This window comes from Thioalkalivibrio sp. ALE31 (genome assembly GCF_000377405.1).
Lineage (GTDB): Bacteria > Pseudomonadota > Gammaproteobacteria > Ectothiorhodospirales > Ectothiorhodospiraceae > Thioalkalivibrio.
This window is the reverse complement of record NZ_KB905021.1, coordinates 244,940-265,477: the sequence shown is the minus strand read 5'-3', so window position 1 is coordinate 265,477 and position 20,538 is coordinate 244,940. Positions and strand designations below refer to the sequence as shown.

Genomic DNA, 20,538 nt, shown 5'->3' with positions numbered 1-20,538 from the left:
CCCGCGCCCGGTAGAATCGCCGCATGACCGATACCCTGCTCGAAAGCCATATCCCCGACCTGGAACTCGTCCATCGCGGCAAGGTGCGCGACCTTTACGCGGTGGATGCCGATCACTGGCTGATGGTCACCACCGACCGCCTGTCCGCGTTCGACGTGATCCTGCCGACCGGCGTGCCCGGCAAGGGCCGGGTGCTGACCGAGATCACCCGGTTCTGGATGGACAAGATCCAGCGCGAGCTGGGCATCCCCAACCAGCTGACCGATATCCCGCTGGAGCTGGTCATCCCGGACCCGGCGATTCGTGCCCCACTGGAAGGACGCAGCCTGGTGATCCGCCGGCTGGAGGCCCTGCCGGTGGAGGCCGTGGTGCGCGGGTACCTGATCGGCTCCGGCTGGAAGGACTACCAGGCGAGCGGCGCGGTCTGCGGCATTCCGCTGCCGGACGGGCTGGAACTCGCCTCGCAGCTCCCGGAGGCGATCTTCACGCCCAGCACCAAGGCGGACGTCGGTGACCACGACGCCAATATCGACTTCGATGCGGTGGTCGCCACCATCGGCGCGGAACGGGCCCGCCAGGTCCGCGATGCGGCGCTGGCGATCTACGCGATGGCACGGGACTACGCGGCCGGGCGCGGGATCATCATCGCCGACACCAAGTTCGAGTTCGGCGTCGACGCCAACGGCACGCTGCACCTGATCGACGAAGTGCTGACCCCGGACTCCTCGCGCTTCTGGCCGGCCGACCAGTACGCGCCGGGGCGCAGCCCCGAGTCCTTCGACAAGCAGTACGTGCGCGATTACCTCGAGACCCTGGACTGGGACAAGCAGCCGCCGGGCCCCGAACTGCCCGCGGCGGTGGTGGAACAGACCGCCGCGCGCTACCGCGAGGCCCTGGAGCGCCTGACCCGCGCCGCATGAGCGAGACCCTGCAGGGCCTGTTCGTCACCGGCACCGATACCGGGGTCGGCAAGACCTTCGTCGGCTGCGCGCTGCTGGAGTGCTGGCGGCAGCAGGGCCTGGCGCCGCAGCCGCGCAAACCGGTGGAGTCGGGCTGCCCGCCGGGCCCCGACGGCCTGCTGCCCGAGGACGGGCTGAACCTGACCCGCGCGGCCGGCCTGCCGGACACCGCGATCGCACAGGTCACCCCCTGGCGCTTCCCCGATGCCATCGCCCCCGACCAGGCCGCCGCGAACCAGGGCGTGCACCTGACGCTCGCGGAACTGGCGGCGGCCTGCGCCGGCGAAGGCACGGGGCCACGGCTGGTGGAGGGCGCGGGGGGCTTCTACTCGCCGCTTTGTGCCGACGGCCTGAACGCGGACCTCGCCGAGCACCTCGGGTTGCCGGTGCTGCTGGTCGCGGAGGACCGGCTGGGCACGCTGAATACCTGCCTGCTGACCCTGGAGGCGCTCGAACGGCGCGGCCTGAGTCTGGCCGGGATTGTGCTCAACCGCCGCCGAGCGGACTGCGACCCGCGGCTCGACAACGCCACGGCCCTGCGCGCCCGGACCCGCGCCCCGGTCATCACGTCACCGGAAGGCATCACCCGCGCAGCGCTGGTTCAGAAGCTCTCGACCTCGAAGTTGTCCGGGCGCACCCCGCCGGAGGACTCGCGCTCCTGACCACGGGCTTCGGAGTCGGCCGGGGCCGGCTCCTCGTCGGCGGCATCGGCACGGAAACCGGCCAGCGTCTCGCGCAGGGCGCGGGTCCCTTCGCGGTCGACCCGGCGGGTCTCGATGATATGCACCGGGCGCTGCGATTCGCCGTAGTAGGCCTCGTTGAAGTCGTCACGCACGGTCATACGCGAACCGGAGAGACTCATCCCCAGGTAGGCGCCGCGGGCGCGGGAATACGACAGGAAGTCGGCCGTGGGGGTCGCACTGCGACCGGCCCCCACCGGGCCCGCGGCCACCGACGCATCCGCCCCGAGACGGATGGCAGAGCCGAACATGGAGTCGACCGCATCCTGGGTGCGCGCGACCATCACCACCTCGGCGGCATCGCCGCCGAACTGCATGCCGAAGCTGACCGAGCCGAGCGAGTAGAAGGCCACCGGGGAATAGTCGCCGCGCTCGTCGTCCCACGCGAGGAACACCCCGATTCCGCCAGACCCCCCAATCAGGAAGGCACCGCGTGCCACGCGCGGGAAAATAACCACGCCGCGCGCGTCGCGCAGGTCCTCCTTCAGGGACTCGTACTCGGGATGGGTGGCCATGTTCTCCACCGTCGCCTGGGCGCGGTCGATAATGTCCTGCGGATCGATCTCGCGGCTGAACGGGTTGGCCTGAGCCGCTCCGGCGAACGCCACGAACAGCAGAAGAGCAAGAATCTGGGGCATCCTTCGGTGCATCGAGGAATCCTCCATAACGGTGTTCCGATGGCGGCATCATGGCACAAAAAAAGGGGGCCGAAGCCCCCTTTTTCGTGCTGCAATCCGCAGGATCAGTTGACCTTGGGATCCAGCTCGCCGGACAGGTAGCGCTTGACCATGTCGTCCAGGGAGATCGGCTTGATCTTGGACGCCATGCCGGCGCAACCGAAGGCCTCGTAACGGGCCTGGCAGATGTCCTTCATGGCCGCGGTGGAGGCCTTCAGGAATTTGCGCGGGTCGAATTCCTTCGGATTCTCGGCCAGGAACTTGCGCACCGCACCGGTGGAGGCCATACGCAGGTCGGTGTCGATGTTGACCTTGCGCACGCCGTGCTTGATGCCTTCCTGGATCTCTTCAACCGGCACGCCATAGGTCTCGCCCATGTCGCCGCCGTACTTGTTGATGATGTCCAGCCACTCCTGCGGAACGGAGGAGGACCCGTGCATGACCAGATGGGTATCCGGGATGCGCTTGTGGATCTCCTTGATGCGCTCGATGGCGAGGATGTCACCGGTCGGCGGACGGGTGAACTTGTAGGCGCCGTGGGAGGTACCGATGGCGATCGCCAGGGCGTCGCACTTGGTGTTCTTCACGAAGTCGGCCGCCTCGTCCGGGTCGGTCAGCAGCTGGTCGTGGGACAAGGTGCCCTCGGCCCCGGAGCCGTCTTCCTCGCCGGCCTGACCGGTTTCCAGAGAGCCCAGGCAACCCAGCTCGCCTTCCACGGAGACACCGCAGGAGTGCGCCATCTCGGAGACCTTGGCGGTTACGTCACGGTTGTACTCGTAGGTGGCCGGGGTCTTCATGTCGGGCATCAGGGAGCCGTCCATCATCACCGAGCTGAAACCGGACTGGATGGAACGCAGGCAGACCGCCGGCTCGGAGCCGTGGTCCTGGTGCAGCACGACCGGGATGTCCGGGTACTGCTCGATCGCGGCGATGATGTTGTGACGCAGGAAGGGCTCGCCGGCGTACTTGCGGGCTCCGGCGGAGGCCTGAATGATCACCGGGGAGTCGACCGCAGCGGCCGCTTCCATGATCGAGTGGACCTGTTCCATGTTGTTGGCGTTATACGCCGGCATGCCATAGCCATGCTCGGCGGCATGGTCCAGAAGCTGGCGAAGTGAGATCAGTGCCATGGATTCCTCCTTACGGGATTCGGACTGAGGTAGTAGATAAACCGATTCTTGACTGCTCGACCACGGGCGGTGCGCGGGTCAGGCCAGTTCGCCGACGCGCACGATCTTCATGGCGTTGGTACCGCCATGCTCGCCCTGCAGGTCGCCCTTCGTAATGATAACCAGCCCGCCATCCTGCACGACGCCCTCGGCCTTGAGCAAGTTCACCGCTTCACGGTTCACACTTTCGTGGCTCTCGGGGATCGGGTTCAGGGTCACCGGGTAGACGCCGCGATATAGCGTCATGCGGCGGCTGGTGGACTCGTGCTGGGTGAGCGCGTAGATCGGGATGCCCGAACTGATGCGCGACATCCACAGTGCGGTGGAGCCGGACTCGGTCAGCGCGGCGATCGCGGCGACATCCAGATGGTTCGCCGTGTACATGGTGGCCATCGCGATGGCCTCGTCGACCCGGCCGAAGGTCGAATCCATGCGGTGGTCGGACTGACGCGCGGCGCGCTGACGCTCCGCGGCCTCGCAGATCCGGTCCATGCTGGTGACCACGCGCGCCGGGTAGCGCCCGGTGGCGGTCTCGCCGGAGAGCATCACCGCGTCGGTGCCGTCGAGCACCGCATTCGCCACGTCGAACACCTCGGCGCGGGTCGGGATCGGGTTCTGGATCATGGTCTCCATCATCTGGGTCGCGGTGATGACCAGACGATTGAGGGTCCGTGCCCGGGTGATCAGGGTCTTCTGCACGCCCGGCAGCTCGGCGTCACCAATCTCCACACCCAGATCGCCGCGCGCGATCATGATCACCTCGGAGGCGGCGATGATCTCGTCGATCACCTCCAGGGCCTCGGAGCGCTCGATCTTGGCGCAGATCCCGGCCTCCCAGCCGGCATCCTTCAGCAGGCTGCGCGCCAGGTGCAGGTCCTGCGCGGAACGCGGGAAGGACACGGCGAGGTAGTCCACCTGCAGCTCGGCGGCCAGGCGGATGTCTTCGCGGTCCTTGTCCGTGATCGCCGGAGCGGAGAGTCCGCCGCCCTGGCGATTGATGCCCTTGTTGTTGGACAGCTCCCCGCCGACCTGCACCGTGGTCTCGATCCGGCTGCCCTTCACTGCCTTGACCTTCAGCACGATGCGGCCGTCGTCCAGCAGCAGGATATCCTCCGGCACCACATCGGCCGGCAGGTCCTTGTAGGTCAGCCCCACCTGGGTGGCATCCCCGGCATCCCGATCCAGCTCGGCATCCAGCGCGAAGGGCGCGCCCTCTTCCAGATGCACCTTGCCCTGCTGGAACCGGTCGATCCGGATCTTCGGCCCCTGCAGGTCACCGAGGACCCCGACACAGCGTCCGGCGCGCTCGGAGGCCGCGCGCAACCGAGCCAGGCGCTGACGATGGTCGTCCGGGTCGCCATGCGAAAAGTTCAGCCGGACCACATCCACACCCGCCCGGATGATGGCCTCCATGGCATCGTCGCTGTCCGTGGCCGGCCCGAGGGTGGCCACGATCTTGGTACGTCTCATCCGCGTCGATCTCCGTCAGCGGTGGACGCGCCCGGGCGTCAGCCCTTGGCGCGTTCTTCCAGGATGGCGACGGCCGGCAGGGTCTTGCCTTCCAGGAACTCGAGGAAGGCGCCACCGCCGGTGGAGATATAGCTGATGCGATCGGCCAGGTTGTACTTGTCGATCGCGGCCAGGGTGTCGCCCCCGCCGGCGATGGAGAACGCGTTGCTCTCGGCGATGGCCTCGCCCAGGGCCTTGGTGCCACCGGCGAACTGGTCGAACTCGAACACGCCCACCGGGCCGTTCCAGACGATGGTGCCGGCGTTGCGCAGGGCCTCGGCGTAGGTCGCCGCGGTCTCGGGGCCGACGTCGAAGATCATGTCGTCATCGGCTACCGCGTCGACCGACTTGGTCTCGGCCGGGGTCGATTCGGAGAATTCCTTGCCCACGGTCACGTCGGTGGGGACCGGGATCTCGCCGCCCTTGGCGCGGGCCGCCTCCATCAGGCGCTTGGACTCGTCCACCAGGTCGGATTCAAACAGCGACTTGCCCACGCTGTGGCCCTGGGCGGCGATGAAGGTGTTGGCGATCCCGCCGCCGACGATCAGCTGATCCACCACGTTGGACAGCGACTCCAGCACGGTCAGCTTGGTCGAGACCTTGGAGCCGCCGACGATGGCCACCAGCGGGCGCTTCGGGGTCTCCAGGGCATGGCCGAGGGCCTCCAGCTCCTTGGCCAGCAGCGGGCCGGCACACGCCTGCGGGGCGAACTTCGCCACGCCGTGGGTCGAGGCCTGGGCGCGGTGGGCGGTGCCGAAGGCGTCCATCACGAACACGTCGCACAGGGCCGCGTACTTCTTCGCCAGGGCCTCGTCGTCCTTCTTCTCGCCGGCGTTGAAACGCACGTTCTCAAGCAGGATCACCTCGCCCGGCTGGGCGTCCACACCGTCGAGGTAGTCGCGCACCAGACGCACCTCTCGGCCCAGCAGACCGGCCATGTGCTCGGCGACCGGGGCCAGGGAATCCTCCTCGGAGAACTCGCCCTCGGTGGGGCGGCCCAGGTGCGACATCAGCATCACGGCGGCGCCACCGTCCAGCGCCTTCTGCACGGTCTCGAGGCTCGCACGGATGCGGGCGTCGGAGGTGACCTTGCCGTCCTTCACCGGGACGTTCAGATCCTGACGCACCAGTACGCGGCGACCCTGCAGGTCGAGATCGGTCATCTTGATGACAGACATGGGAGTACCTCTCGAAATACGGTTGAAAAGAAAGATAAAGGAAAAAGGCTTCGGGCTAGCCCCCGAAGGGGCTGGCCCCAGGCCTCTGGACCCGGGAAGAGAAACGGCCGGACCCCGGAGAGGGCCCGGCCATCCGCCATTACTTGGCGACGTGCTCCACCATGCGCAGCATGTTGCAGGTGTAGCCGTACTCGTTGTCGTACCAGGCGACGACCTTCACGAAGGTCGGGTCCAGCTGGATGCCGGCGCCGGCGTCGAACACGGACGGGGCGGTGTAGCCACGGAAGTCGGTGGAGACCACCAGCTCGTCGGTGTAACCCAGCACGCCCTTCAGCTCGCCTTCGGCCGCCTTCTTCATGGCCGCGCAGACGTCGTCGTACTTGGCGTCGCCGTTCAGTTCCACGGTCAGGTCGACCACGGAGACGTCGGAGGTCGGCACACGGAAGGCCATGCCGGTCAGCTTGCCGTTCAGTTCCGGCAGCACCTTGCCCACAGCCTTGGCGGCACCGGTGGAGGACGGAATGATGTTCTCCAGGATGCCGCGGCCGCCGCGCCAGTCCTTCATGGACGGGCCGTCGACGGTCTTCTGGGTCGCGGTGGCGGCGTGCACGGTGGTCATCAGGCCACGCTTGATGCCCCAGGTGTCGTTCAGCACCTTGGCCACCGGGGCCAGGGCGTTGGTGGTGCAGGAGGCGGCGGAGACCATGTTCTGGCCCGCGTAGTCACCGTGGTTCACGCCGTAGACGAACATCGGAGTGTCGTCCTTGGACGGCGCGGACATCACCACCTTCTTGGCGCCGGCGTCCAGGTGCTTCTGGGCGGTCTCGGCGGTCAGGAACAGGCCGGTGGACTCGATCACGATGTCGGCGTTGATGTCGCCCCACTTCAGCGCGGCCGGATCCTTCTCGGCGGTCAGGCGAATGCGGTTGCCGTTCACCACCAGGTGGTCGCCGTCGACGCTGATGTCGCCGTCGAAGCGGCCGTGCACGGAGTCGTAGCGCAGCATGTAGGCCAGGTATTCCGGGTCCAGCAGGTCGTTGATGCCGACCACCTGCAGGTTCGGGAAGTCCTTGGCAATGGCGCGGAAGGCCATGCGACCGATACGACCGAAGCCGTTGATACCAACCTTGATAGACATGGGAGTCTCCTCTCTATTGCTTATGCGAAATCGTTGCGGACTCAGCCGTTCAGCACGTCACGCGCGACCTGGGCGACGTTCGCCGGCTTGAAGCCGAAGTAGTCGAACAGGGCGCCCCCCGGCGCGGACTCGCCGAAGCGGTCCAGCCCGAACACCGCGCCGTCGAGGCCGGTGAACTTGTACCAGGTGGTCGTTGCGCCGGCCTCGATGGCCACCCGGGCGCGCACCGCGTTCGGCAGCACGGCCTCGCGGTAGGCCGGGTCCTGCTGTTCGAACAGCTCGACGCAGGGCATGGAGACCACGCGCACCTTCTTGCCCTCGCCGGCCAGTTCGTCGGCGGCCTGGACGGCCAGCTCGACCTCGGAACCGGTGGCGATGAAGATCAGGTCGGGGGTGCCGTCGCAGTCCTTCAGCACGTAGCCGCCGCGGGCGATGTTGGCGAGCTGCTCGCCATCACGTTCCATGTGCGGCAGGCCCTGACGCGACAGGATGAAGGCGGACGGGCCGTCGGTGCGCTCGATCCCGGCCTTCCAGGCCACCGCGGTCTCGACCGCGTCGCAGGGACGCCACACATTGAGGTTCGGGATCAGGCGCAGGCTCGGGGTCTGCTCGACCGGCTGGTGGGTCGGGCCGTCTTCGCCGAGACCGATGGAGTCATGGGTCAGCACGTACATCACGCGCTGCTTCATCAGCGCGGACATGCGGATGCCGTTGCGGGCGTAGTCGGAGAAGATCAGGAAGGTGCCGCCGTACGGGATGAAGCCGCCGTGCAGGGCGATGCCGTTCATGATCGCGGCCATGCCGAACTCGCGCACGCCGTAGAACACGTAGTTGCCGGCGGCGTCGTCCTTGCTGACGCCCTTGGAACCGCTGTACATGGTCAGGTTGGACCCGGCCAGGTCGGCGGAGCCGCCCAGCAGTTCCGGCAGCGCCGGGGCGTAACCGCCGATGGTGTTCTGCGAGGCCTTGCGCGAGGCAACCTTCTCGGCCTTCTCGACGGTCTCCTTGATGAAGGCACTGGCCTTCTCGCTCCAGTCGGCGGGCAGATCACCGGCGATGCGGCGCTCGAACTCGGCGGCCAGCTCCGGGTGCGCCTGCTTGTACGCGGCAAAGCGCTCCTTCCACTCGGACTCGGCCTTGGCGCCCTTGTCCTTCGCGCTCCAGCCGGCGTAGATATCGTCCGGAATCTCGAACGGGCCGTGGTTCCAGCCCAGCTCCTTGCGGGTCAGGGCCACTTCGTCGTCGCCGAGGGCGGCGCCGTGGCACTCTTCCTTGCCGGACTTGTTCGGCGAACCGAAGCCGATCACGGTGCGGCAGCAGATCAGGCTCGGCTTGTCGCTGTGCTTGCGGGCCTCTTCGATCGCGGCCTTGACCGCATCGGCGTCGTGGCCGTCCACGCCGCGCACCACGTGCCAGCCGTAGGCCTCGAAGCGGCCCGGGGTGTCGTCGGTGAACCAGCCCTCGACTTCGCCGTCGATGGAGATGCCGTTGTCATCCCAGAAGGCGATCAGCTTGCCCAGGCCCAGGGTGCCGGCCAGCGCGCAGGTCTCGTGGGAGATCCCTTCCATCATGCAGCCGTCGCCGAGGAAGGCGTAGGTGTTGTGGTCGACGATGTCGTGCCCGGGCTGATTGAAGTGGGCGGCCATCATCTTCTCGGCCAGCGCCATGCCCACCGCGTTGGAGATCCCCTGGCCCAGCGGCCCGGTGGTGGTCTCGACGCCGGCGGTGTAACCGTATTCGGGGTGACCCGGGGTCTTGGAGTGCAGCTGACGGAACTGCTTGATCTCGTCCATCGGCAGGTCGTAGCCGGTCAGGTGCAGCAGGGAGTAGACCAGCATGGAGCCGTGGCCGTTGGACATCACGAAGCGGTCGCGATCCGGCCAGCTCGGGTTCGCCGGGTTGTGCTGCATGTAATCGTTCCACAGCACCTCGGCGATGTCTGCCATCCCCATCGGCGCACCCGGGTGACCGGAATTGGCCTTCTGAACCGCGTCCATCGACAGGGCGCGGATGGCGTTGGCAAGCTCTCTACGGGTCGGCATGCTGATCTCCTGCTCTAAAGTAGTGTTGGGTTTGGCTGATGGCGGGCGGCGGCGCGAGGCGACAGCGGCGACCGACCCGGACGAGTCGGCCGAACGAGGGGCTCACGGTTATCGGCCGGCGCTCCGGCGCGCGGCGGCCCGAGCAGCCTGCGGGAGCAGGTACCACCCGACGGCGCAGCCAGCGCGGCGGGCAGCTCTCCCCATCAAACGCGGTGCATTTTGGCCACTTTCGCGCACCGGGGCAAGTCGCCCCCAGGGCGCGCCACGCTGCGCCCTCGCCACCGACCAGGGGGGCACATGCCCCTACCCTCGCCGGGGAGGGGCTTAGAAAAATCCCGCGAGTCGCGTTACACTAGCGGTCGTTTTGCGCAAAACTAAATGGAAACGACCATAAAGGAACGCCTAATGTCCAACGATTACATCTTCACTTCCGAGTCGGTCTCTGCGGGTCACCCCGACAAGATGGCCGACCTGGTCTCCGACACCATCGTCGACGCCATCATCGAGCAGGATCCGCACGCCCGTATCGCCTGCGAAACCGCCACCAAGACCGGCATGGTCATGCTGCTGGGCGAGATCACCACCGGCGCGCAGATCGACTACGAGAAGCTGGTGCGCGAGACGGTCTGCGAGATCGGCTACGACGACTCCGACAAGGGCTTCGACGGCAAGACCTGCGCCGTGCTGAACGTGCTGGGCGAACAGTCCCAGGACATCGCCATGGGTGTGGACCGCGACGTCTCCGACCGCGCCACCCAGGGCGCCGGCGACCAGGGCCTGATGTTCGGCTACGCCGCGCGCGAGACCGACACCCTGATGCCCGCCCCGATCTTCTACGCCCACAAGATGGTGCGTATCCAGTCCGAACTGATGAAGAGCGGCAAGCTGCCGTGGCTGCGCCCGGACGCCAAGAGCCAGGTCTCCCTGCGCTATGAAGACGGCAAGCCGGCCGGCCTGGACGCGGTGGTCCTGTCCACCCAGCACAGCCCGGACATCTCGCAGAAGGACCTGAAGGAAGCGGTCTACGAAGAGATCTTCAAGAAGGTCCTGCCGGCCGAGTGGCTGAGCCAGGTCTCCGACGACCAGATCCACATCAACCCGACCGGCAAGTTCGAGATCGGTGGTCCCGTGGGCGATGCCGGCCTGACCGGCCGCAAGATCATCGTCGACACCTACGGCGGCATGGCCCGTCACGGTGGTGGCGCGTTCTCCGGCAAGGACCCGTCCAAGGTGGACCGTTCCGCTGCCTACGCCGGCCGCTACGTGGCCAAGAACATCGTCGCCGCCGGCCTGGCCGACAAGTGCGAGATCCAGGTCTCCTACGCCATCGGCGTGGCCGAACCGACCTCGATCACCGTCGACACCTTCGGCACCGGCAAGCTGGATGACCGCAAGATCGAAGGCTTCGTCCGCGAAGCGTTTGACCTGCGTCCGTGGGGCCTGGTCCAGATGATGGATCTGCTGCGCCCGATCTACAAGCCGACTGCCGCCTACGGTCACTTCGGCCGCGAAGACGTCGACCTCCCCTGGGAGCGCACCGACAAGGCCGAGGAACTTAAGAAGATGGCGGGCCTCTAAGAGCACCCGACATTTTGTAAGCGAAATACCCATCCGGCTGAGGAGCGCTGCAGCGGTTTAACCGTCAGGCTCAGCCGGATGCTCCCCTGAAACGTGAACACGGCGCTCATCCAGATAGACGGAGAAGTTAATCCATGAATGCTGTGATGAACGACAAGAAAACGACCGATTACGTCGTCAAGGACATCAACCTTGCCGAATTCGGCCGCAAGGAAATCGCGATCGCCGAAACCGAGATGCCCGGTCTGATCCAGACGCGCGAAGAGTTCGCGGCCTCCAAGCCGCTGAAGGGCGCGAAGATCGCCGGCTCCCTGCACATGACCATCCAGACCGCGGTGCTGATCCAGACCCTGGAAGCCCTGGGTGCCGACGTGCGCTGGGCCTCCTGCAACATCTACTCCACCCAGGACCACGCCGCGGCCGCGATCGCCGACAACGGCACCCCGGTCTTCGCCGTGAAGGGCGAAACCCTGGAAGAGTACTGGGACTACTGCCACCGCATCTTCGAATTCGACGGCGGCGCCAACATGATCCTGGACGACGGTGGTGACGCCACGCTGCTGCTGCACCTGGGCGCCAAGGCCGAGAAGGACCAGTCGGTCATCGCCAAGCCGGAGAACGAGGAAGAAGAAGCCCTGTTCGCCAAGATCAAGGAACGCCTGGCCGAACAGCCGACCTGGTACTCCGACATGCTCGCCAAGATCCAGGGCGTGACCGAAGAGACCACCACCGGTGTCCATCGCCTGTACCAGATGGCGAAGGACGGCGAGCTGGCCTTCCCGGCGATCAACGTCAACGACTCGGTCACCAAGTCCAAGTTCGACAACCTGTACGGCTGCCGCGAGTCCACCGTGGACTCCATCAAGCGCGCCACCGACGTGATGATCGCGGGCAAGATCGCCGTGGTTGCCGGTTACGGTGACGTCGGCAAGGGTGCCGCCCAGTCGCTGGCCGGCCTCGGTGCCACCGTGTGGATCACCGAGATCGACCCGATCTGCGCCCTGCAGGCCTCGATGGAAGGCTTCCGCGTGGTCACGATGGAAGAAGCGGCCGACAAGGCCGAGATCTTCGTTACCGCCACCGGTAACAAGGACGTGATCACCGAAGATCACATGACCCGCATGAAGGATCAGGCCATCGTCTGCAACATCGGTCACTTCGACTCCGAGATCGCCGTGGCTGCGATGCGCAAGTACGAGTGGGAGAACATCAAGCCGCAGGTTGACCACATCATCCTGCCGAACGGCAACCGGATCATCATGCTGGCCGAAGGCCGCCTGGTGAACCTGGGCTGCGGCACCGGTCATCCGAGCTTCGTGATGTCCAACTCCTTCACCAACCAGACCCTGGCTCAGATCGAGCTGTGGACCAAGGGCGACCAGTACGACAAGAACGTCTACGTGCTGCCGAAGCACCTGGACGAGAAGGTCGCGCAGCTGCACCTGAAGAAGCTGGGTGCCAACCTGACCCGTCTGACCGACGAACAGGCCAAGTACCTGGGTCTGCCGGTGGATGGCCCGTTCAAGCCGGAACACTACCGCTACTGATCGGCCAGCCTCACATTTCAATTCGTTGTTAATGTGAACGCCGGGGCGGGCCGCATGTTCGTGCGGTCCGCCTTCTTTTTGTCTGGAGGACAAACATGTCTGCACAAGAACGCGTCTACAGCGTTGAGTTTTTTCCGCCCAAGGACGAGGCCGGAGCCGAGCGACTGGCCAAGGCCCGCAAGCGTCTGGGCGCCCTGAATCCCGAGTTCTATTCCGTCACCTTCGGCGCCGGGGGTTCCACCCGCGACCGCACCCTGGAGACGGTCAAGGACATCATCACCAACGACGGCATCCCCGCCGCCCCGCACGTCTCCTGCATCTCCTCGACCAGGGGCGAGCTGCACGAGCTGCTGTCGAGCTACCGCGACATCGGGGTGAACCGCATCGTCGCGCTGCGCGGCGACCTGCCGTCCGGCACCAAGAACTCCGGCGGCGACTTCCGCTATGCCTCCGAGCTGGTGGAGTTTGTGCGCTCCGAGTTCGATGACCAGTTCAAGATCGAGGTCGCGGCCTATCCGGAGTTCCATCCGCAGGCCCCGAACGCCGAGAAGGACCTGGAGAACTTCAAGACCAAGGTGGACGCCGGCGCGGACGCCGCGATCACCCAGTACTTCTACAACGTGGATGCCTACGAGGCCTTCATGGAACGGGTGGAGAAGATGGGCATCACCATCCCGATCATTGTCGGGATCATGCCGATCACCAACTACACCCAGATCGTGCGCTTCTCCGAGATGTGCGGTGCCGAGATCCCGCGCTACATCCGCAAGCGGATGGAGGCCTACGGCGACGACAAGGAGTCGATCCGCAAATTCGGTATCGAGGTCGCCACGCGCCTGACCGATGACGTACTGAACAAGGGTGCCCCCGGGATCCACTTCTATTCGATGAACCAGGCCGGGCCGACCGAACAGATCTGGAAGGCCCTGGACCTCGACAACCGGAAGTAGCCCCCGTGCGCTGCCCCCGGCTGCTGCTCGAATCCGAGGCACTGGCCGCGGGGCGGTCGCTTCCCGCCCCGCAGGACCGCCTGCACTACGCCACCACGGTCCTGCGCCTGAAGAGCGGCGCCCCCTGCCGCGTCTTTGACGGCCTTGGCAACGAATTCGAGGCCACTCTCGAACTGAACGGTCGCCGCGACGGCACCTTCCACCTAGGCGAGCGTGCCGCGCCGCCGACCCACCCTGCCTTTCCGATCCACCTGCTCCAGGGCATTGCCCGCGGCGATCACATGGACCTGGCGATCCAGAAGGCCGTGGAACTTGGGGTGCAGTCCATCCGTCCGGTGCTCTGCGAACGCTCACGTTCGGCCGCCGCCCACAAGGGCCTGGACAAGCGCCAGCGTCACTGGCACGGGATCCTGCGCGCCGCGGCGGAACAGTGCGGGCGCAACGAGCTCCCCCAGTTGCAGGAACCCGCTCCACCGGACACGGTCCTCTCGGGCTGGCATGACACCCTGGCCTTGCTTGCCGAGGAAGGGGCGCCGGGACTGGATGCACGCCTGGACGGCCGCAGCCGACCAGCGGCGGTCGCGCTGTTCGTCGGGCCGGAAGGCGGCCTCACGCCCGCGGAGATCGCGCTGGCACAGGACCGGGGATTCCTGGGGGTCGGGATGGGCCCGCGCACCCTGCGCACCGAAACCGCCGCGATGGCCCTGCTGACCCTGGTCCAGGCCCGCCTGGGCGACCTGCAGGGATAACGCCCGTCCCGCCCGGAGACCAATGCGGCCTCAGGCCGGCTGGGCCTCGGCAATCTCCAGCAGGCGCTGTTCGAGGGTGTCGAGGCGCAGCAGGTGCGTGGTCACACCGGAGGCCTTCACCCGCCAGGACCAGGGGGTGGCGTCGGAATCTTCCAGCGCGTAGATGTTCTGCGGGGTGATCTGCACAGGGTGCGGCGTCCCGCGCACCTCGAGCGCGTAGAACGGCAGGTGCTCCGGCTGCATGACCGCCTGCATCACCAGCAGGCGGGTAAAGCGGCGACGGTCCTCGCCGCTGTCGCGGCCAGGGTCCAGCAGCTGATTCACGTTGATCACCGGCACCTGCACGTCCTGCCAGACCAGGCTGGGCTCCAGCCAGGGGATCTCCGGGTGTTCGGCGTCCTGCTCCACGGCACCCGCGCGGGTGGTGACCTCGAGAAAGGCGCTGCGCGGCAGCAGGATGGAGCCTGTGTCCAGCTGCACGATCACGGCCTCGACCGCCTGGGTCTGTGCGTCGTCGCTCATGCCGGCACCTCCTGCAGCTGCTCGCGGATGGCATTCAGCAGATCATTCTCCAGATACGGCTTGCCCAGATAACCATTCACCCCGAGGCGGTCGGCCCGCTCCCGGTGCTTGGTGCCGCTGCGCGAGGTGATCATGATGATCGGCACCTGCCCGAAGTCCGGGTGGTCCCGCACATGGGCGGCAAACTCGAAGCCATCCATGCGCGGCATCTCGACATCCAGCAGGATCAGGTGCGGCCGGCGCTCGTCGAGCAGACCCACGGCGTCCAGACCGTCGCGCGCGGTCACCACGTCGTAGCCGTGGCGGGTCAGCAGACGGGCCGTGACCTTGCGGATCGTGATCGAGTCGTCGACCACCATAATCCGCTTCGAGCTCGAGGCCTCGGATACTGCCTGCGGGGCTTCCGGCAGCGACGCGGTGGCCTCGGCAAAGCGCACCAGCATACTGAGGTCCAGAATCAGCATCACCGAGCCATCGCCCTGCAGGGTGGCACCCGCCACCCCCGGGATGCGACTCAGCACCGGGCCCACCGACTTCACCACGACCTCCTGACTGCCCAGCAGGCCGTCGATGCGAAGGGCCACGCGCCGGTCATCCGCCCGCACCAGCAACAGCGGGAAGGGATGATCCGGGAAGTGCTCGACCCCGGCCTGGCTCTCCACGCCCATCAGGTCGCCCAGGCCACGCACCTCGTAGTCCTGTCCGATGTAGTTGTAGGTCGCCTTGGCATCCTGCGAGTCGATCTCTTCGGCGCGGGCGCGGACCACGCCCTCGACCGAGGCCATCGGGACCGCGAAGGTCTCCTCGCCCACCTGGACCAGCAGGGCCTGGGAGATGGCCAGCGTGAACGGCAGGCGCATGGTGAAGCGCGAGCCCTTGCCGGGCGTCGACTGGATCTCCAGCGTGCCGCCGAGCTGCTTCACATCGCTGTTCACCACGTCCAGGCCTACCCCGCGACCGGCCACCTGAGAGACCTCCGCAGCGGTGGAGAAGCCGGACTGCAGGATCAGCTGCAGGGCCTGGGCGTCCGAGACTTCGGCATCGGGGGCGATCAACCCGCGCTCGAGCGCGCGGGCGCGGATGGCCTCGGCGTCGATGCCACGACCATCGTCGGTCACCTGCAGACGGATCTCGCTGCCCGACTGCTCCAGGCTGACATCGATCTGACCCTGGACCGCCTTGCGCGCCTGCTCGCGCTCGGCCGGTGCCTCGATACCATGGGCGATGGCATTGCGCAGCAGGTGTTCCAGGGGCGACACCAGTCGTTCCAGCAGGGCGCGGTCGAGTTCGGCCCCCTGGCCGGTGAACTCCACCCGCACCGGCTTGCCGAGATCCTCGCCCGCCTGGCGCACCACGCGGCGCAGACGGGGCGCCATGCGGGCGAAACGCACCATACGCTGGCGCATCAGCTGATCCTGCAGGTCCGTGCCGACGCGGCGCTGCTGCAGCAGGATGCCGCCGGCATTCTGGAGTTCGTCGCCGACTTCCTGCTTGAGGGCCTCGAGGTCACTGACACTTTCGGCCAGGGCCCGCGACAGCTGCTGGATCCCGGAGTAGCGGTCCATCTCCAGCGGATCGAAGTCCAGGGCCTCCTCGCCACTCTCCTCCTCCACCCGGAACAGGATCTGCGCCTCGGTCTCGATCTCGAGCTTGCGCAGCTGGTCGCGCAGACGCGCGATGGTGCGCTCGAGTTCGTCGACCTGGCCCTCGACCCGCCCGACCGTCTGCTCGAATCGACGATGGAAGGTTGCCAACTCGCCGGCGTTGTTCACCAGGCTGTCGAGGACCTCGGCGTCCATGCGGACCTGGTCCTGAATACGGCGCCCCTCGGATTCCGGCGGCTCGTGGCTGCGCTGGTCCCCCGCTGCGGCCGGCATTGCCGCCTCGGCAGCCGGTGCGTCGGTCTCCGCGTCGCCCGCATCGGCCTCGGTCTCCGCTGGTGCGCCCGCCTCAGGCTCGGGCGATTCGCCGGCCTCGCCGGCGGCCCAGCTCCGCAGCGCCGGCAGCGATTCGCTGGCCGACTCGTCCATCTGCCAGGCCCCGACCCCGCGCTCCACCAGATGCTGGACATCCGTCAGGGCGCGCTCGGTGAGCTGGAAGAAGCCATCGCGCGGCTCGAGACCGGTCTCGGTCTCCACGCTCAGCGCGCTCTCGAGCGCGTGCGCGATGGCGCCGACCACAGTGAAACCGGCCATGCGGGCACTGCCCTTCAGGGTATGCACCTCGCGCTGGAAGGCGTTCTGGTCCGGACCGGGCCGCCCCCCGGCCTCGCGCCAGCCATGGAGGGCGGCGAACGCGGCCTCCAGGATATCCCGGGCCTCCTCGATGAAGACCTCGGCAAACTCCCAGTCGATCTCCAGCTCGGGCTCGGGCTCGGGCTCGGCGCCCGCTTCCGGCACCGAGGACACCTCGGGCACCGCTTCGGCGGCTTCGGGTTCGTCGAATTCCGGCGATTCCTCCTCGTTGGACTGCTCCTCGGCACGCAGCAGTTGCTCGGCGGTCGCATGATCCAGCAGGGCGTAGACCTCGGGGGCCCAGGACGGCGGATCCAGCACCTTGGCCGGATCGGGTTCCTCGTCGGCCACCGCCTCGGCGACGTAGGTCTCCAGCCGGCGTAGCAGCTCGACGGCCTCGCCCGACAGGGCCCATTCCATATCCCGGTGGATGCGAATCAGGCGCTCGAACGGGCCGCAGACCGAGTAGATACCGCGGATGTCCGCCGTGCGCGCGCTGCCGTTCAGGGTGTGCAGCGCGCGCTCCAGATCATGATTCGGGATCCGGTCCGGGCGCCATTGCGATTCATCCAGCCAGCCCCGCAGGGTGAGCAGGTGTACCTGGGCCTCGGCGGCAAAGACCTGCCACAGCTGTGGGTCGGTCTCCATGCGCGCGGCCGAGTCTCCCGCCGAGGCCTCCGCGAGGTCCCCCTCGTCCGGTGCCGGTTCGTCGATCCCCGGCTCTCCGGGCGCAACCCCCTCCAGTTCCGGGGTATCGGCCTCCGGCTCGAGCGCGCCCTCCACGGGCAGCGAGTCGCCCCCCTCCAGGATCTCTTCCGTCACCTCGAAGGCATCGGCCGGGAGCTCGAGATCGTCCAGATCCAGCGGTTCGACATCCGGCGCGGAAGCCCGCAAGTCGTCGCTGCCCGCCACCGGGGCTGACTCCCCTTCCGGCTCTGCGTCGGGAACAGACGCGTCCGACTCGGGGACGGATGGCTCCAGCGCATCCGGCGGGAGGTCCGGCACGAACGCACCGGATTCCTGGAGGAGTTCGTCGGCAGCCTCATCCTGGTCTGGCTCCACAGGCTCCAGGGTCTCGCTGGATGCCACAGCGGCCGGGGCGTCCAGATCATCCAGGGTGCGCGCCAGTGCCTCGAATTCGGCTTCCGCACCCGACGGAGCGGCGGGGGCCATGGGCTCTTCGTCCGCCTCGGCCTCGGTTTCCGGCTCGCCACCGGCCAGGGCCCGCAGGCGCAGGGCGATATCGAGGACGGGGGTATCCGGTCCGGTGTCATCCCGGACCTCGCTCACCAGGCCCGGCAGGACCCCGATGGCGTCCTCGATAACCTGCAGGGTGGCGTGGTCCGCCTCATGCCCGGAATCCAGCAGGCGATTGAGGAAGGACTCCACCGCCCAGGCGAACTCGCCCAGACGCAGGGCCCCGGCCAGCCGCCCCGAACCCTTCAGGGTATGGAAGGAGCGGCGGATCACCGAGAGGGTGTCGAGGTCCGCCGGGTTGGACTGCCACAGCGGGAAATGCTGGGTCAGGCTGGCCACCTCCTCGTCCGCCTCCTCGAGGAAGATCTCGAGGATCTCCGGATCGACGTCCGGGCCGCGCACCTGATCCGCCAGCACCGCATCGTCAAAGGGCAGCGAATCACGCCCCGCGGCGGGCACCGAGCTCGCCGGGGGTGCAGCGGGCGCGACGTCGGCCGCGGGGGTCCCGGCCTCGGCGCCCGACTCCGGGGCATCCTCAGCCGGCCGATCATCGAGCGCGCCGGAGTCGAACGCCACCTCGTTGTCAGTCACCGGTTCGGCCGAGTCGTGCTCCGGCGCCGCCTCCGGGGCGTCCCCGGCCTCGGGAACCGCGGCCAGCGGCGCATCCGCGCCATCACCACCGGAGATCGCGCCGATGCGCTGCAAGGCCGCGATGCCGCGCTCGTGCACGCTGTCCAGTTCGCGCCAGGGCTGACCGGACGACTCGAGGGCCACCTCGATGCTGCTGAGGACCTCGGCCAGGGCCTCGACCTCGCCCTCCTCCAGCTCCGTGACCGCCCGGCCGGCGCGGGCATCCAGATGCCGGATCAGCGGACCGAGGAGGGCATGCAGTGCCTCGAAGCCCGACATCGACATAGCCCCCTCGATGCGCCGCAGGCCCTCGCGGGCCTCGTCGAGGCCGCTTTCGCCAGCCTCCGCCCCGGCGTCGAGAAAACCAAGGAAGATGTCACGCACCCGGCGAACATCGACCAGGGCCTCCTTGTAGACCGCGGCCGCCAGCGCGCGATCGAACTCCGCCTGTGGCGTGGGACTGTGGCTCTTGCGCCGCAGACCGGATTCGAGCAGGGATTCGAGGGCGAGCAGATGTTCCGCCAGTACCATGTCGACCTGTTCGTCGGCCTCGCCCGCACGCTCGGGGGTCAGCGACGCCGCCAGGGCATCGGTATGGTCCTGCCCGGACTCCAGACCCAGCAGGCTGAGCGTGGAACCGATCCGCTCGACCTGTTCGCGCAGGTGAGCCAGATCCTCGGCCCCGCGCACCGGGGAGCGCATGAGTACGTCCAGCCGCTCGCGTACCTCGGCGAGGTCGTCTTCCAGCGCCTGGCGCAGGTTGTCGTAGACCGAACGACCGACCCTGCTGGCGTCGTCCTCGAGGCCGAGGCCGTCGAGGCCGAACACCTCGCGCACCGCTAGGGTCTGCTCCCCTTCCGAAGTGGCACAGGCCACGTGAAACAGCAGGGTCTTGATCAGGTCCGAAGGCGCCGCGTATTCGGGCTCCGAACCCGCATCGCCGGCTTCCAGGTGGGCCGTTAGCGCGTTCAGGTAGCGCCCGAGTTCACGATCGACCCGCCCGACCAGGCGCCGCACGTCGGTATCGGCCTCGACCCCCCCGGCGGCGACCGCCTCCAGCACCGCACCGGCGACCCAGAACAGGCGGCGGGCCTCGCCCGCCGGGACGACCTCCTCGACTGTGCGGACAGTCGCCTGCAGGCGTGCGGCCGGTGCCGTCGCATCCTCGCCGCGCACCAGTTCCAGGAGATCGCGCTGAAAACGGCGGCGCGCCTGCTGCAGGACCGGGAGCCGGGCCGCCGGGTCCAGCACCTCGCCACCGGAACCCACGCGGTCATCGTCGACGGCCTGCGGGTCCGGCATCAGCGCCGCGACGTCCAGCAACAGCGATGCCCCCCGGCTGCTGCGCAGCTCGTTCAGCAGGGGGACCAGGATCATCGGCGAGGGCAGTTCGCCATCGCCCTCGTTCTCGAGATAGTCCGGAAGCTGCAGGGATGCCCGCAGCAAGGGCTCGGTGGCCGCCACGTTGGGCTCGTCGGCCTGCTGCAGTTCGTCCAGGACCTGGAGCATCTCGTCGAGGATCAGGACGACGCTCTCGACCTGGACCATGACCAGGGTATTGCGGATCTGCTCGACTCGACTGCGCGCCTCGGCCAGGCAGTCACCGCAGGTCGGGTCGTCGGAATACCGCCGCAATGCGTCCTGGACCTCGACAAACAGCTTGTCGAGTTCGTCGCGGACCCAGTTCAGTGCGCTGGATGCCATCGGCCGGGTCCGCCG

At 67.5% G+C, this 20,538-nt stretch carries 14 protein-coding genes and 1 riboswitch; of the genes, 6 read left to right on the top strand and 8 right to left on the bottom strand.

The features are described from left to right. Nucleotides 1-23: 23 nt before the first annotated feature. Together D103_RS0104680 and bioD are read left to right on the top strand one after the other, a co-directional pair. Nucleotides 24-920, top strand: coding sequence for a phosphoribosylaminoimidazolesuccinocarboxamide synthase (locus D103_RS0104680; protein WP_018875966.1), 897 nt, complete (start codon nucleotides 24-26; stop codon nucleotides 918-920). Beyond that, nucleotides 917-1,621, top strand: a complete 705-nt coding sequence (gene bioD, locus D103_RS0104675) for a dethiobiotin synthase (RefSeq protein WP_018865937.1) — start codon at nucleotides 917-919, stop codon at nucleotides 1,619-1,621. Before D103_RS0104680 ends, bioD begins: the two co-directional genes overlap by 4 nt. Here the strand turns inward: bioD and D103_RS0104670 are convergent. From D103_RS0104670 to tkt, 6 genes are all read right to left on the bottom strand, one after another. Continuing rightward, a complete protein-coding gene (locus tag D103_RS0104670; protein WP_018865938.1) occupies nucleotides 1,561-2,337 on the bottom strand; it encodes a lipid-binding SYLF domain-containing protein in 777 nt (258 codons plus the stop codon). The two genes, bioD and D103_RS0104670, sit on opposite strands and share 61 nt — an antisense overlap. 104 nt (nucleotides 2,338-2,441) lie before the next feature. After that, nucleotides 2,442-3,506 carry a class II fructose-bisphosphate aldolase gene (fba, locus tag D103_RS0104665; protein ID WP_018865939.1) on the bottom strand — a complete coding sequence of 355 codons (1,065 nt, stop codon included), beginning with the start codon at nucleotides 3,504-3,506 and terminating at the stop codon, nucleotides 2,442-2,444. A 78-nt stretch (nucleotides 3,507-3,584) separates the two neighbouring features. Continuing rightward, complete coding sequence (gene pyk, locus D103_RS0104660; RefSeq protein WP_018875965.1) at nucleotides 3,585-5,015, bottom strand: pyruvate kinase; 1,431 nt, start codon at nucleotides 5,013-5,015, stop codon at nucleotides 3,585-3,587. Nucleotides 5,016-5,053: 38 nt separating this feature from the next. Continuing rightward, nucleotides 5,054-6,232, bottom strand: coding sequence for a phosphoglycerate kinase (locus D103_RS0104655; protein ID WP_018875964.1), 1,179 nt, complete (start codon nucleotides 6,230-6,232; stop codon nucleotides 5,054-5,056). A 139-nt stretch (nucleotides 6,233-6,371) separates the two neighbouring features. Continuing rightward, nucleotides 6,372-7,370 carry a type I glyceraldehyde-3-phosphate dehydrogenase gene (gene gap, locus D103_RS0104650; RefSeq protein ID WP_018865942.1) on the bottom strand — a complete coding sequence of 333 codons (999 nt, stop codon included), beginning with the start codon at nucleotides 7,368-7,370 and terminating at the stop codon, nucleotides 6,372-6,374. Nucleotides 7,371-7,411: 41 nt separating this feature from the next. Then, nucleotides 7,412-9,412: a transketolase gene (gene tkt, locus D103_RS0104645; protein WP_018875963.1), complete on the bottom strand. Its 2,001-nt coding sequence runs from the start codon at nucleotides 9,410-9,412 to the stop codon at nucleotides 7,412-7,414. A 405-nt stretch (nucleotides 9,413-9,817) separates the two neighbouring features. Here tkt and metK point away from each other — a divergent pair, with 405 nt between their 5' ends. The 4 genes from metK to D103_RS0104625 all read left to right on the top strand — a co-directional run bounded on the left by metK (nucleotide 9,818) and on the right by D103_RS0104625 (nucleotide 14,236). Next, a complete protein-coding gene (gene metK, locus D103_RS0104640) occupies nucleotides 9,818-10,990 on the top strand; it encodes a methionine adenosyltransferase (protein WP_018865944.1) in 1,173 nt (390 codons plus the stop codon). Between the two features lie 33 nt (nucleotides 10,991-11,023). After that, nucleotides 11,024-11,105: riboswitch (S-adenosyl-L-homocysteine riboswitch) on the top strand. Nucleotides 11,106-11,124: 19 nt separating this feature from the next. Then, nucleotides 11,125-12,537 (top strand): adenosylhomocysteinase, encoded by a 1,413-nt coding sequence (gene ahcY / locus D103_RS0104635; protein ID WP_018875962.1) that lies wholly within the window; start codon nucleotides 11,125-11,127, stop codon nucleotides 12,535-12,537. Nucleotides 12,538-12,632: 95 nt separating this feature from the next. Further along, nucleotides 12,633-13,487 (top strand): methylenetetrahydrofolate reductase [NAD(P)H], encoded by an 855-nt coding sequence (metF, locus tag D103_RS0104630; protein WP_018865946.1) that lies wholly within the window; start codon nucleotides 12,633-12,635, stop codon nucleotides 13,485-13,487. 5 nt (nucleotides 13,488-13,492) lie between these two features. Continuing rightward, entirely contained in the window at nucleotides 13,493-14,236 is a 744-nt protein-coding gene (locus tag D103_RS0104625) for a 16S rRNA (uracil(1498)-N(3))-methyltransferase (RefSeq protein ID WP_018865947.1), read from the top strand. A 30-nt stretch (nucleotides 14,237-14,266) separates the two neighbouring features. On the opposite strand, the gene D103_RS0104620 is transcribed toward D103_RS0104625, so the two are convergent. Continuing rightward, nucleotides 14,267-14,758, bottom strand: coding sequence for a hypothetical protein (locus D103_RS0104620; protein ID WP_018865948.1), 492 nt, complete (start codon nucleotides 14,756-14,758; stop codon nucleotides 14,267-14,269). Next, a complete protein-coding gene (locus tag D103_RS0104615) occupies nucleotides 14,755-20,523 on the bottom strand; it encodes an Hpt domain-containing protein (protein WP_018875961.1) in 5,769 nt (1,922 codons plus the stop codon). Before D103_RS0104615 ends, D103_RS0104620 begins: the two co-directional genes overlap by 4 nt. Between the last annotated feature and the right edge of the window lie 15 nt (nucleotides 20,524-20,538).

What these genes read in the sequence shown, in the direction of transcription:
- D103_RS0104680 (WP_018875966.1), top strand. Translation starts at nt 24, where the DNA reads ATGACCGATACCCTGCTCGAAAGCCATATCCCCGACCTGGAACTCGTC.
- bioD (WP_018865937.1), top strand. Translation starts at nt 917, where the DNA reads ATGAGCGAGACCCTGCAGGGCCTGTTCGTCACCGGCACCGATACCGGG.
- D103_RS0104670 (WP_018865938.1), bottom strand. Translation starts at nt 2,337, where the DNA reads ATGCCCCAGATTCTTGCTCTTCTGCTGTTCGTGGCGTTCGCCGGAGCG.
- fba (WP_018865939.1), bottom strand. Translation starts at nt 3,506, where the DNA reads ATGGCACTGATCTCACTTCGCCAGCTTCTGGACCATGCCGCCGAGCAT.
- pyk (WP_018875965.1), bottom strand. Translation starts at nt 5,015, where the DNA reads ATGAGACGTACCAAGATCGTGGCCACCCTCGGGCCGGCCACGGACAGC.
- D103_RS0104655 (WP_018875964.1), bottom strand. Translation starts at nt 6,232, where the DNA reads ATGTCTGTCATCAAGATGACCGATCTCGACCTGCAGGGTCGCCGCGTA.
- gap (WP_018865942.1), bottom strand. Translation starts at nt 7,370, where the DNA reads ATGTCTATCAAGGTTGGTATCAACGGCTTCGGTCGTATCGGTCGCATG.
- tkt (WP_018875963.1), bottom strand. Translation starts at nt 9,412, where the DNA reads ATGCCGACCCGTAGAGAGCTTGCCAACGCCATCCGCGCCCTGTCGATG.
- metK (WP_018865944.1), top strand. Translation starts at nt 9,818, where the DNA reads ATGTCCAACGATTACATCTTCACTTCCGAGTCGGTCTCTGCGGGTCAC.
- ahcY (WP_018875962.1), top strand. Translation starts at nt 11,125, where the DNA reads ATGAATGCTGTGATGAACGACAAGAAAACGACCGATTACGTCGTCAAG.
- metF (WP_018865946.1), top strand. Translation starts at nt 12,633, where the DNA reads ATGTCTGCACAAGAACGCGTCTACAGCGTTGAGTTTTTTCCGCCCAAG.
- D103_RS0104620 (WP_018865948.1), bottom strand. Translation starts at nt 14,758, where the DNA reads ATGAGCGACGACGCACAGACCCAGGCGGTCGAGGCCGTGATCGTGCAG.
- D103_RS0104615 (WP_018875961.1), bottom strand. Translation starts at nt 20,523, where the DNA reads ATGGCATCCAGCGCACTGAACTGGGTCCGCGACGAACTCGACAAGCTG.